At 38.0% G+C, this 13,718-nt stretch carries 10 protein-coding genes; 8 read left to right on the top strand and 2 right to left on the bottom strand.

Translation table 11 applies throughout. The annotated features are described in order from the left end of the window. Positions 1 to 166: 166 nt before the first annotated feature. The 4 genes from I6F45_RS00665 (at position 167) to I6F45_RS00650 (ending at position 4,465) form a co-directional block, all read left to right on the top strand. Complete coding sequence (locus tag I6F45_RS00665; protein WP_024596866.1) at positions 167 to 1,381, top strand: thiamine pyrophosphate-dependent dehydrogenase E1 component subunit alpha; 1,215 nt, start codon at positions 167 to 169, stop codon at positions 1,379 to 1,381. Beyond that, positions 1,381 to 2,358: an alpha-ketoacid dehydrogenase subunit beta gene (locus tag I6F45_RS00660; RefSeq protein WP_197159439.1), complete on the top strand. Its 978-nt coding sequence runs from the start codon at positions 1,381 to 1,383 to the stop codon at positions 2,356 to 2,358. The genes I6F45_RS00665 and I6F45_RS00660 overlap by 1 nt, the downstream gene beginning before the upstream one ends. 8 nt (positions 2,359 to 2,366) lie before the next feature. Next, positions 2,367 to 3,950: a dihydrolipoyllysine-residue acetyltransferase gene (locus I6F45_RS00655; protein WP_197119331.1), complete on the top strand. Its 1,584-nt coding sequence runs from the start codon at positions 2,367 to 2,369 to the stop codon at positions 3,948 to 3,950. Positions 3,951 to 4,099: 149 nt separating this feature from the next. Then, a complete protein-coding gene (locus tag I6F45_RS00650; RefSeq protein WP_197119332.1) occupies positions 4,100 to 4,465 on the top strand; it encodes a DUF805 domain-containing protein in 366 nt (121 codons plus the stop codon). Between the two features lie 70 nt (positions 4,466 to 4,535). Here I6F45_RS00650 and I6F45_RS00645 read toward each other — a convergent pair whose 3' ends face one another. Together I6F45_RS00645 and I6F45_RS00640 are read right to left on the bottom strand one after the other, a co-directional pair. Further along, entirely contained in the window at positions 4,536 to 5,711 is a 1,176-nt protein-coding gene (locus I6F45_RS00645) for a putative manganese transporter (protein ID WP_197119333.1), read from the bottom strand. Positions 5,712 to 5,837: 126 nt separating this feature from the next. Beyond that, a complete protein-coding gene (locus I6F45_RS00640) occupies positions 5,838 to 7,463 on the bottom strand; it encodes a M28 family metallopeptidase (protein ID WP_197119334.1) in 1,626 nt (541 codons plus the stop codon). Positions 7,464 to 7,576: 113 nt separating this feature from the next. On the opposite strand from I6F45_RS00640, the gene I6F45_RS00635 reads away from it, so the two are divergent. The 4 genes from I6F45_RS00635 (at position 7,577) to I6F45_RS00620 (ending at position 13,713) form a co-directional block, all read left to right on the top strand. Continuing rightward, positions 7,577 to 8,389, top strand: a complete 813-nt coding sequence (locus tag I6F45_RS00635; RefSeq protein ID WP_197159438.1) for a DUF3025 domain-containing protein — start codon at positions 7,577 to 7,579, stop codon at positions 8,387 to 8,389. Further along, positions 8,386 to 9,174: an ABC transporter ATP-binding protein gene (locus tag I6F45_RS00630; RefSeq protein WP_007586825.1), complete on the top strand. Its 789-nt coding sequence runs from the start codon at positions 8,386 to 8,388 to the stop codon at positions 9,172 to 9,174. Before I6F45_RS00635 ends, I6F45_RS00630 begins: the two co-directional genes overlap by 4 nt. Beyond that, on the top strand, positions 9,167 to 10,375 hold the full coding sequence (locus tag I6F45_RS00625) for an ABC transporter permease (RefSeq protein ID WP_008171197.1): 1,209 nt from the start codon (positions 9,167 to 9,169) through the stop codon (positions 10,373 to 10,375). The genes I6F45_RS00630 and I6F45_RS00625 overlap by 8 nt, the downstream gene beginning before the upstream one ends. 326 nt (positions 10,376 to 10,701) lie before the next feature. Then, complete coding sequence (locus I6F45_RS00620; protein ID WP_442960970.1) at positions 10,702 to 13,713, top strand: ATP-binding protein; 3,012 nt, start codon at positions 10,702 to 10,704, stop codon at positions 13,711 to 13,713. Positions 13,714 to 13,718: the final 5 nt, after the last annotated feature.

Genomic DNA, 13,718 nt, shown 5'->3' with positions numbered 1-13,718 from the left:
GCTTTTGTTTCGTCCCAGATCTGTTGAATAACACTTTACGTTAACGTAAAGTGTTGGCAGCTTTAATTAAAGATAGTGCAGATGTTGCAAAGTTTAACCAGCAACAATCACCCACAATAATAATTTAAAGGGGCACTGTTTTACCGACAACAAAAGAAGGTAGGTTATGAGTAATCCAAATAACGTATCGCTGAATATTAACCACGAGCTTGAATTTATTGATGGTCAAGCGCTTAATATTCCAACCCTTAGTATTTTAACTGAGGACGGCGACATTCATCCTAGTGCAACCGCACCTGACATTTCAAAACATACCGCTATTAAGTTATATGAAACAATGCGTTTTATACGTTTGTTAGATGAACGTATGCAAGGCGCGCAGCGCCAAGGCCGTGTTAGTTTTTATATGCAATGCCTAGGCGAAGAAGCCGCAGTTACAGCCTCTGCTGCTGCACTGGATCAAGACGATATGATCATGGCTCAATATCGTGAACAGGCAGCCCTGCATTATCGTGGCTTTACTCTTGATCAATTTATGAACCAAATGTTTTCAAATGAATTGGATTTAGGCAAAGGCCGTCAAATGCCAATTCATTATGGGTCTAAAGCGCTAAACTACATGACGATTTCATCGCCATTGGGTACGCAAATACCACAGGCAACGGGTTATGCATATGGCCAAAAAATAAAGCACATCGACGCTAAAACAGGCGAGCTTGCCAGCACAATTGATAATGTGACTATTTGTTACTTTGGTGAAGGTGCTGCATCTGAAGGTGACTTTCATGCCGGTTTAAATATGGCCGCTGTTCACAAAGCGCCGGTTATATTTTTTGCACGTAATAACGGCTATGCCATATCTACCCCTGCTGATGAGCAGTTTAAAGGCGACGGTATTGCGTCGCGTGGTGTGGGTTATGGCATTAAAACAATTCGTGTTGATGGCACAGATGCACTTGCTGTTTATGCGGCAACTAAAAAAGCACGCGAAATAGCCTCAACACAAGGTGAACCTGTACTTATTGAATCGATTGCTTATCGTTTGGGTGCGCACTCTACGTCAGACGATCCAAGTGGTTATCGCTCTAAAGATGAAGAAGCGAATCATCAAACGTGTCCTATTGATAAATTTAGAAAATGGCTGGTCAAGCAAGACTGGTTAAACGAAGAAGACGATATAAAAGCAAAAGAGTCGATTCGTGAAGAAATTTTAGCAGCGCTTAAACGTGCTGAAGTTGTTGCAAAGCCCGCTTTAGAAGAACTGGTATCTGACGTTTACGATACACCAATTCCATTACTGCAACGCCAGTACGAGCAACTAAAAGAACATATAAAACAGCATCCAGATGCTTACCCAGTAACCGCAGGGAGAATTAAGTAATGGCTAAAATGAACATGCTCCACGCAATTAACTCTGCTCTCGATATTACGATGAATGAACACCCTCAAGCCTGTATTTTTGGTGAAGATGTTGGTTACTTCGGTGGTGTATTTAGAGCAACATCGGGCTTGCAAGAGAAGTACGGTAAACATCGTGTTTTTAATACGCCTTTAACCGAGCAAGGTATTTTAGGTTTTGCTAATGGTTTAGCTGCTTTTGGTGCGCCTGCATTGGCAGAAATTCAATTTGCTGATTATATTTTCCCAGCGTTTGATCAAATAGTAAATGAAGCCGCTAAATTTCGTTATCGCAGTGGTAATGAATTTAATGTCGGTAACTTAACTATTCGTACACCTTATGGTGGCGGTATTGCCGGTGGTTTATACCATTCACAATCACCCGAGGCGTATTTTGCGCACACACCTGGTTTGAAAGTAGTTGTACCGCGTAACCCTTATCAAGCTAAAGGTTTATTACGTGCATCAATTAAAGATGATAACCCGGTCATATTTTTTGAGCCTAAGCGTTTATATCGTGCATCAATTGGCGAAGTGCCAGAAGAAGATTATAGTATTGAATTAGGCACGGCTGAAGTAGTACAAGAGGGGGCCGATATTACGCTTTTAGCGTGGGGTGCTCAAATGGAGATTATTGAAGATGCAGCAAAGCAAGCAAGTGAGCAAGGTATAAGCTGTGAAGTTATTGATCTTCGTAGTATTTTACCATGGGATGTTGAAACGATTGCTAAATCGGTTATTAAAACCGGCCGTTTAATCGTGAGTCATGAAGCGCCTATAACCAATGGCTTTGGTGCAGAGATAGCCGCGACAATACAACAAGAGTGTTTCTTGCATTTAGAGTCGCCAATTTTACGTGTATGTGGTCTAGATACGCCATACCCGCTGGCACTTGAAAAAGAATACGTACCGAATGCACTAAAAGTGTTGGCTGCAATTAAACAATCAATGGATTTTTAGGGGTTACCATGGCTAAAGATTTTATATTACCCGATATTGGTGAAGGCATTGTTGAATGCGAAGTAGTTGAATGGCTAATACAAGAAGGCGATACCGTATCTGAAGATCAGCCAATTTGCGATGTTATGACAGACAAAGCATTAGTACAAATTCCGGCAGTGCATGATGGCGTTATTTCAAAGCTATATTATCTAAAAGGTGAGATTGCTAAAGTACATGCCCCTTTATTCGCTATGGATGTAGCAGGTGAAAGCATTAGCAATGAAGTAGTACAAGAGCCAGTACAAGCTGAAAATAAAACTAATGATGCAGCTGATGTGGTTGAGGACTTTATATTACCGGATATTGGTGAAGGTATTGTTGAGTGTGAGATTGTTGATTGGTTAGTTGCTGAAGGCGACGAAATAGAAGAAGACCAAGCGGTTTGTGACGTAATGACCGACAAAGCATTAGTACAAATTCCGGCAAAATATACAGGCACAGTAAAAAAACTATATTACCAGAAAGGTGAAATAGCAAAAGTACATAGCCCGTTGTTTCAAATGACAATTGCAGGCAGTGCAGCAAAACCAAATGTTGATATAAACCAAGCGGTCGTAAAGGCTCAAACTAATGCCGTCGCTGAAAAAGTTGCCCCTGTTAAAACACAGCAAACTGCTAAAGTTATCAATCAAAAAGCGGTTGCATCACCTGCGGTTCGTCGTAAAGCACGTGAGCTAGATGTTGATTTAACCTGTGTACCAGGTAGTGGTAAAAATGGACGTATTTACAAGCAAGATATTGAAGAGTTTGTAAAAGGCGAAGTGCCAAATACTATTGATACTTCACCGCTTAATAGCGATGCTTCTCAAAGTGCAGTACAAAACCAAACACAGAATCAAAGCGGTGGCGTACGAGTAGAGCAAATTAAAGGTATTAAAGCGGCCATGGCCAAGCAAATGGTAGCTTCGGTTTCAACTATTCCGCACTTTACGTTTAGTGATGAAATAGACTTAACACAGCTTATAGCTTTGCGTAGCGCTTTAAAAGAGCAGTATAAAGCACAAGGCGTTAAGCTCACCATGATGCCATTTTTTGTAAAAGCACTCTCGCTAGCAATGAAAGAGTACCCTGTACTTAATTCAAAAGTGAACGATGAATGCTCAGAGCTTACCTATTATAACGATCATAATATCGGTATAGCGGTTGATTCTAAAATTGGCTTGTTAGTGCCTAATATTAAATCGTGCCAGAGTAAAAGCATTGTTGATGTGGCAAATGATTTAACCCGTTTAACTCATTCTGCGCGAGAAGGCCGTGTTGCACCCGATGATTTAAAAGGTGGGACAATTAGCATCTCTAACATTGGTGCTATTGGCGGCACTATCGCGTCCCCTATAATTAATAAACCAGAAGTGGCTATTGTTGCGCTAGGTAAACTGCAGCATCTACCGCGTTTTGATGAAAGTGGGCAGGTTGTGAGTAAAGCTATTATGCAAGTGAGCTGGTCTGGCGATCATCGCGTTATTGATGGCGGCACTATTGCTCGCTTTAATAACCTATGGAAATCGTACTTAGAAAACCCATCGGCAATGATGATGGCTATGAGTTAATAGCTAAATTGTTAATATGTAATAAAAACCAGCTTTTAGCTGGTTTTTTGTTTTAATGTCAGCTGTTTTTAATTAAGATACAAATGTTACTAAAAAGTAATAAAGTTAACCCCGTTAGGGAATATAAAAAATAACACTAAGGAAATTTCATGGAACATTATATGAACGCGTTGCGTAGCTACGCAGATTTTTCAGGCCGTAATCGTCGTAAAGCATTTTGGATGTTTATGCTAATTAATATTATTTTTTCGCTTTTAACAAGTGTTATAGATGGTATTACAAACACAATGTTCGTAAGCTCAATATATAGCTTAGCTTTATTGATCCCTCAATTGAGTGCGGGTGCACGTCGTTTACACGATACAGGCCGTTCAGGATGGTGGCAGCTACTTTGGTTAGTGCCAGTAATCGGCTGGATTGTTTTAATTGTTTTCCTTGCTCAAGATTCACACGAAGGCGAAAATGATTTTGGTCCAAATCCAAAAGAATTAGCAGTAGAACCTGCAACTTTATAAGTAAGAATAACTTAACATGTTAAAAGCTCAGCAATTGCTGAGCTTTTTTGTGTTTTTTAAATCTCATTTTTTAAATTTCAGCAAAAAAATACAACCCATAACCAACTATTAATGCGGGAATAGATGTATAAAGTGTAGCTATAACTGCAGCTTTGGGCGCCATTGCTATTGCTGGAAATAACGCATCACCATCGTTAGAAATTGCGTTTCCTGCTAAAGCACTAAAGGGAATAATGCCTTGAATATAAAGCGTTGTAACAATTATTTGCGGGCCACAGCCGGGTAAAAATCCAATAAGCACTGCAATTAATGGGGCTAAATAGGCGTAATGTACAAACCACGTTTTTAAATCAAGTCCTGCAATATTAACCAAAATCTCAAATAGCATAAAAGAGGCTACAACCCATGCCGTTACAAAATGGGTATCTTGTAATACTTTTATTATTTTAGAAGGGGGGTTACATGCATCGTCTTCTGACGTTACTTCTTGATAGCTTTCACCTCTTGACGAAAGTGCCCAAATACTAACAATAAATAAAGCCATTAATGCACCAAATAGCGTAATTACAGTACTTGTGCTTGAACCAAACTGTGAAAAATCAACATTAAACGCAATCAAAAAGGCAATTATAAGGCTTGGGATAATTGCTGCCATCCAAACCGGTTTGCTGATTTTAATAATGTTAGTTGAGAGTATTTTAATTTGGTGGTTTTGTTCTTGCGCTGTTGGGCGTAAAAAGTCTTTTTTGTGTATTGTATTAACCAGTAAACCACTGAATGTACCCACAACTAACCCTATTCCCATAATTAACAAGCCTTCAGTAGGGCGGGTAGCAAGTAATAAAAATGCTGCATCTCCCATTGTAGCTGTTAGCACAGCAACAATAGCACCAAAGCTTGCTTGGCCTTTTGTAAATTGAGTAACCACAATAATAGCGCCACCACAGCCAGGTAATGCACCTAAAACCGCTGCAAAGCTAATTTCTAAAATAGGGGACTTGGCACTTAAATAACTAAGCTCTAATTGAGGTAAGTGTTCTATAGCGTAGTAATAAATTAAAAGGGTAGCAGCAACAAACACACTCACTTGAAAAAATGCATCACTCAGTGCGGTCATTGTTATTTCGCGTAATTGCGGTATTGCAAGGCAAGTTAAAATAAATAAAGGCAGCAGTAAGCGTTTATTTTGGCTCAAAAATCGTTTTGAGGCAGGAGTAATAAAACCAATGTGAGGGAGTGAAATCATACAATGCGACCTAATAAATTAACTAGGTCACACTGTATATTTTAATTAAATGATAATCAATATCATTTACATCCATTTAAATCGATTACTCACTTTGAATTTTTCGATAAGTAAACTCAAATAAGGCTACTTACGCTGAAATTCAGAGTTTGTATTCCATGTTGGCCACTGTTCTGTTTCAGAAATATCAAAACCTACTTTATAAAATAATTGTAAGTCTTGAACAGCACCCGATAAATCCCATTCATCACGGTAGCGGTCGCACGGTTGATGGTAACAACCGCGAAGTACTAAGCTCATGCGTTTACGATAATTAGCTGTTTCTTCATCAGCAGCCACAGTTCCACCGCCTGCATACATTGCCGGAATACCCATATTTGCAAATGCAAAGTGATCAGAGCGGTAGTAACCACCCGATGATGGTTTAGGATCGCCAGATATTGTTCTGCCTTGCTCTTTAGCTGCATTAGTTAAAAACTCATCCATTTGAGATTTACCAATACCAACCACGTTCATATCTTTTACTTTGCCTAATAAATTTAAGCTATCCATGTTTATGTTAGCGACTGTTTTATTCGCTGCAATCACAGGATTTGCCGCATAGTATTTAGACCCTAATAAGCCTTGCTCTTCAGCAGTTACCGCTAAAAAGGTCATCGAGCGGCTAGGATGCTTAGGTAATTTAGTAAAAGCTTCAGCTACTTCAATAAGACCCGCTGTACCCGTTGCATTATCGTGAGCACCGTTATAAATTTGATCGCCTTTACGTGTTTTATCTGTGCCTAAGTGATCCCAATGAGCTGAGTAAATAACATGCTCATCTGGTTTTTCACTACCAGGTAAAGTGGCGATAAAGTTATATGACACCGATTTTTTAATCGTGTTTTTAATAGTAACAGAAGCAGTTAAATCGCCCATATCAACATGGTAAGCACCTTTGGCAGCATTCGTTTTAACGGTATCAAAATCTAAACCTGCTTTAGTAAAGAGCTCTTTTGCTACGTCAGTTGTAACCCAGCCTTCAACAGCTACACGGTCCATGTTGTTGTTTTCTTTTTGAAAACCAAACTGCTCGCCGCTCCACGAGTTTTCAACAACCGACCACGGATAAGATGCAGGTGCTGTTTCATGAATGATAATTGCACCTGCGGCACCACGGCGACTCGCTTCTTCGTATTTATATGTCCAACGCCCATAATAGGTCATCGCGTCGCCAGTAAATAAAGCAGGGTCTTTTGTTGCAAAACCCGGATCGTTAACCAGCATTACAACCGTTTTGCCCTTAACGTTTAAACCTTCGTAATCATTCCAATTGTATTCAGGTGCATTAACGCCGTAGCCCACAAATACAAGTTCAGAGTTTTCTATGCTTTCTTGAGCACTTATCCGACTGCTACCCATAACCATGTCTTTTTTGTATTGGTAGTCTTTACCGCCAATACTAAGCACCATGTTCGAATCAGCTTCTAAAGAAACTAATGGCACTTCTTGTAAGTAACTGTCGCCATTACCTGGTTTTAAACCTAAAGCTTTAAACTGCGCAGTTAAATAATCAAGCGTTAGCTTTTCGCCTGGTGATGAAGGAGCACGACCACCAAATTCGTCCGATGCAAGTACTTTTACATGTTTAGCCAGTTCATCAGCTTGGATACTGTTATAACCATTTGTTACATCAGTAGGTGTAATACTTGTTGTTGCGCAACCTGCTAAAACAGCGGTAGCGAGGAGTGTGAGAGAGAAATAATGTTTCATGTCAGCTCTTTTTTTGTTTTAAGTTGTGATTAGTATATTAACTTCTATTAAGTAGAACCAGTTTTTGCGGTAAACTTCTCGTAAATTATAGGCATAAATTGTTAAAGGTTTAAATGAAGCGTTTTACTCCCCCCGAGCAGTGGCAAATCAGTAGTTTAGAAACAGGTGCATTTGCGCATTTACGTGAGCTGTTTAAAGTTAACGAACTAACAGATTGGCCGGCGCCGCAGTGGTTTTCTCCATTTTTAACCGCTATTAATGCGAATAATATTCCTATTACTTTTGAAGATGATGCAAAGGTAGATTTTGGCGATCGTTATTACGAACAAGTTATTTTTGAAACGGGTGTTGTACCTACACGCAGTGAGAACTGGCATGACTTATTTGGTGGCTTTATTTGGTGTTTATTTCCTAAAACTAAAGCACTTATAAACCAGCGGCATGTACAAGATATAGCTGAACATGGATTACAACAGCGTACCAAACATCGTAATGCATTAACGCTCTTTGATGAATGTGGTGTTGTATTAGCTATAAGTGAGAGTAAATGGCAGCAGTGGCTTTGCGATCATCAATGGAAAACAGCATTTGTTGAACACAAACATGAGTGGGGTAAAACAATAAAACCTTTTATGTTTGGCCATGCTAATTATGAAATGCTCACCAAACCTTATATAGGTTTAACGGGTAAAGCATTGTTAGTTTGTGTACCGGATGAAATATTTTGTAAAGATTTAGTTACTCAATATCAGTACCTAGACCAAGCCCTTTATGAGATGATTAATACAGATAACTGCTTAGCCGATAACAAACAGCTTTCACCACTGCCTTTATTAGGTGTGCCAGGCTGGCATGAAGAAAACAAAGACGACTCTTTTTACAACAATACAGATTATTTTAGAGCGAAACGAAGGATACGAACATGATAGAAGTTGCTGGGCTTAAAAAGAAATTTAAGCTAACTAAAGATCACAAAAAAAATAAAATAGACGACATCGACCCTCGTGAAGATAAAGATTATTTTCACTCAGTACGAGATGTGAGTTTTAGCTGCGCAAAGGGTGAAGTACTTGGATTGCTAGGCCCAAATGGTGCGGGTAAAACAACTACACTTAGAATGATTTCAACCGCGTTAAAGCCCGATGAAGGCTCAATAACAATTGCCGGAAACGACATTGTAAAAAAACCGCTACTGGGGCGTAAGTCTATCGGTTTTTTATCGGGCTCTACCGGTTTGTATGGCCGCTTAACTGTAAAAGAAAACATAGAGTATTTTGCAAAGCTCCACGGTATGAGCAAAAGCGATATTGCATCGCGTTGTGATGAGCTATTTACATTGCTTGATATGCATAAGTTTGTAGATAAACGCGCAGAAAACCTATCAACAGGTATGAAGCAAAAAGCAAATATAGCGCGTGCTGTTGTGCATCGCCCAGCAGTTGTTGTGCTTGATGAGCCAACAACGGGTCTCGATATAATGACCACGCAAACCGTTATTCAATTTATTAAGGGTTTAAAGGCGCAAGGTACTCCTGTTATTTTTTCTACCCATCATTTAGATGAAGTTGCACTTTTATGTGACCGAGTAGCTGTAATTAACGAAGGTATTAGCTGCTTTGACGGAACAGTAGATGAATTTAAACAAGCAGGTAATAGTGATGAGCTTAATCAAGCGTTTATGAACATATTAACGGAGAAACATGATGTTTGAGGTATTTAAAAAGGAATTAAGAGAGTTATTACGCGACAAAAAAACGCTATTATTTGTTGTTGCGCTTCCTGTCGCTATATTTCCGTTATTGTTTGCCGTAATGGCATTTATAAGCTCACAAGCAGCAATGGACGCAGAACAAAAAGTAAATACGTATGCCATTATTAATGGTGAATATGCACAAGAATTTACTGATAAAGTGTTTTATCACAAAAGTTTTGAGCTTTATAAAGGGGCTAAAACCTTTAATAACATTGAAGAGCTTAAAGCTGGTGTTATAGCTGGCGATATTGATATGGGTATTTATTTACCAAGCCATGCTGAGCAAACACTAGATAATGGTGAACAAAGTCAGTGGCAGGTTGTTTTTAACGATTCAAAATCTATTAACTTTTTATTCGAACGCGTCAAAGAGCTAGCAAAAGAATACAGTGACGTACTGCAAACTCAAAAGCTAATCAGTTTTGGTATTGAAGAGTCTGTTCAAAAATCTATTCTTAACCCAATTGAAGTAATTAAGGTGGATACAGCCGATAAACGTGAAAACCTTGGCGAAAAAATTGGCGGTTTTTTACCTTACTTACTTATACCATTAGTACTAATGGGGGCTACTTATCCCGCTATTGATTTAGGCGCTGGCGAAAAAGAACGCGGCACGCTAGAAACACTCCTACTTACACCTATTACGCGTACAGAGCTGGTGCTTGGTAAATTTATAACTTTGTTAACTACATCCATTGCCTCCACAACCATAACGGTCTTAAGTATGGGCTGCTGGATAGCACTGGCGTTAGCATTTGCCGATCTAGATTTTATTAAAGCGGCATTTAGTACATTAGCGGTAACCGATTTACTGATGATATTTGTATTGCTACTGCCTGTGGCTGCTATATTTTCGGCTTTGGCACTGGCTATATCTATTTATGCACGTACGTTTAAAGAAGCACAAAACTATATGGCCCCCTTAAGTATGGGCGTGTTTTTCCCTATTATTATTTCAATAATGCCAAATATGGAGCTTACTGCTAAAACAGCATTCATTCCTGTTACAAACGTGGCTTTAGCAATTAAAGAAATAGTAAAAGGGACTGTTGATTACACATTTGTAGGCTTAATATTTTTAGCAACTGCAATCATTGCAGCCGGACTACTGGCATTTTGCGTTAAATGGTTTAACAGAGAAGATGTGCTGTTTAGATAATAATATAGATTTAGCACTCTAAAAATATATAAAAGGTAGCATTGGCTACCTTTTATATTTTAAAGGAATGATTGCTTGAAAAAACTATTTTATAAGCTGCGTGAGTCGATATGGGTACTCTCATTCATTTATAATTCATATAGAGAGAGTGCTCTAAATAAAACTAATGATTTAGTCTTTTTATTATAAAAATTATAACGATAACCGATTAGTTAGGTGGTCCAATTCTTTCGTTAATGCTCTATACTAATAACAATAAAAATTTATGGTGAAGGTAAATGTTGAAAAAGAATAATTTTTTGAATGTGACAAAAAATAATAGACTAATGCTCGTTGCAACAATAATATTTGTTCTTATAGCTTTACCATCTCTGTATTTGTTTGACCAAAAAGTAAGAAGTGATGTTTATAATTCAGCCCAAATAGAATTAAAACGTGAGCTTGAAACAAAAAGCCTTTCACTAAAAAACCATCTTAAAGATAGTGTTACCGCTATTCGCTTTTTAGACGCAACGCCCCCGATTAAAGGCATTACTCGCGCCACTGAAAACAAGAAAATAGATCCCTTGTTAGGCACGCACATCGACGTTTGGGAAGAGCGCTTAGCGAGTATTTTTAGTGGTTTTATGCGCACAGACGACAGCATACTTCAGGCTCGCTATATTATTCTCGCAGATGGTGGGCAAGAAGTTGTCAGGGTTGATAGAAACCAACTCGGAGAAATTAATCGACTGCAAGGTCTGCAATTACAAAAGAAAGGCCAACGCGATTACATGATAAAAGCGAGTATGCTCGATAATAAAAGTGTTTATATTTCTCCAATTAACTACAACCGTGAAAATGGGCAGATACAAGAACCTTATATAAGTACTTTTCGTGTAGCTAAGCCTGTTTTTGATGAAAAAAATAAAATTTTTGCAATATTAGTCACTAACTACTTTGCTGATAAATTAATAAAAAGTTTAACGGTTGAATCTCCACAAGGAACACAAATTTACCTAATGAATAATGAAGGTGAATTTTTATATCATCCAAACTCTCAATTACGCTTCGGTTTTGAATTTAATAAAGCAAAAACATGGACTGAAGAATTTTCCACTGCAAGCACAATGGCAGAGCAAGGCACTTTACCGCTAAGTAATTACCCAATTGCTTACACGTTAAAAAAACGTATTTCGTTTGATGGTGATATTGCGATGTTACCTTTAGAGCTTGGTGTAAGTGTTGATACTAAAACGTTGTTTGCAAAGGTGAACGAAAGGCGTCAAAACTTTATTGCAATGCTAGTGGTATTCTTTAGCGTATTTTTAGTTATTGCCTTTTTATACCAACGTTTTATAAACCGTAAGTTGTTAATTAATTCTCTAAAAGAGCAAAACAATAAAGTAATAGAAAATTCTTTGGATGCTATTTTTACAATTGAGCAAAACGGCGAAATTGTTCACTTTAATAATACAGCTAAAGAGGTTTTCGGTAATTCAATCTCAGGCACTAGCCCTGACTTTGTTTCTTTATTTAACTTAAATGAAGCCGATAATAACTGTATAGAAGAGACTATTTCAAACGGATCAAAAATGCCGTTTGAAGCTATCTACACAGATGGTTATGGCAACAAACAATACTTTTCAATTACACTCAGTAGTATTTTTGATGTCTACAATAACCGTTATCAGGTAGCGGCTATTTTAAGAAATATTAGCTCATTAAAAAATACTCAATCAGAGCTTGAAGGCTTAAACAGTACTTTAGAGCTAAAAGTATCACAAAGGACTGTTGAGCTAGAGCGAGCAATTGATCAAGCATTAGCAGCGAGCCAAGCAAAAAGTGACTTTGTAGCAAATATATCTCACGAAATACGCACACCGATGAATGGCGTTTTGGGTATGCTTGAAATGCTCAAAGAAGATGGCTTAAGTGAACAACAATACCATTACTTAAAATTAGCTAATAGTAGTGCTAACTCTCTGATGAATTTGATTAACGATATTCTCGATTTTTCTAAAATAGAAGCGGGTAAGCTTGATATTGATAATCATACATTTGATGTTGTTACAGTATGTAGCGATATGATTAGCTCTTTAGCGTTACAGGGCCAGCGCAAAGGTCTTGAAGTGTTTTTAGATACAAAAGATGTAGTAGATAGAATGGTTATTGGCGACAGCCATCGACTTAAACAAATTTTAATTAACTTAGTTAATAATGCATTTAAATTTACTCACCGAGGTGAAGTAAGTTTAACTGTCGGCTCTAAGTACATTACCGACTCAAAGTTATTAATGAGCTTTACAATAAAAGACACGGGAATTGGTATAGCGCCAGAGAACATAGACAAACTATTTGAAGTGTTTACACAAGAAGATTCAAGTACAACCCGCCATTTTGGTGGTACAGGCTTAGGCTTATCTATATGTAAAAAACTTGCTCAGTTAATGGGTGGTAATATTACGGTTATAAGTGAAAAGGGTGCTGGTAGTACCTTTACCGCAACAGTTGAGCTACATGTAGCACAAGAGAAAAAATTAAACACAGGTATTGAGCTTGCTACAAGTATTAACGTAGCGGCATTAATAGCGCGCGATAACGTTTATAAAAACGTGTGCGATTTATTGCTACTAACCTGTAAAGTAAATGCAGAAAACATTGTAAGACTCGACTACTTTAGTGAGCATAAAGAGTTTGAAGCTGACTTATTATTGATTGACGATGAGCATCCTCAAATTGATGCGTTAATTGATTACTGTAAGCAGTTTAATAAAAAGTACGTCTTAATTTTACGCGACATGGTGACCGATAAACCGACTAAAATGATATTACCTGAGGGTAGCCACATTCTAAATAAACCGCTTACCCAAGATCAATTTAGCTATAAGTTAGCCAGCTTATTTGGTGCCAGTAATGATTGTATTATAGCGCCACCAAAAGGCTTAACAGAAGAACAAGTAGAGCCTGATTTGTCTGCTTATCATATATTATTAGTAGACGATAATATGATTAATATTGAAGTTGCTAAGGCGATTTTAAAACGCACTAAAGTAAAAATCACCTGTGCATCAGACGGTGTAGAAGCATTAGAAGCATTGAGAGAAAACACAGAGCAAGCTTTTGATGTTATTTTAATGGATTGCCAAATGCCTAATTTAAATGGCTACGATACAACAAGTGAAATCAGAAATAGTAAGGCCGGGGTAGACTACACTTACATACCTATTATTGCTATGACAGCAAGCGCAATGGAAGGTGATAGAGAACGTTGTTTAACTGCAGGCATGAACGACTATATTACTAAACCAATCAAACCAAGAACGCTGAAAGATAAGTTAATCACCTGGCTAAGTTAATCGTT

Origin of the sequence: Pseudoalteromonas sp. SWYJZ19, from assembly GCF_015864375.1 — a bacterium.
In the GTDB taxonomy this organism is placed as follows: Bacteria; Pseudomonadota; Gammaproteobacteria; order Enterobacterales; family Alteromonadaceae; genus Pseudoalteromonas; species Pseudoalteromonas arctica.
Note: the sequence above shows the minus strand (reverse complement) of the source record. Positions and strands in the feature narration are given on the sequence as shown.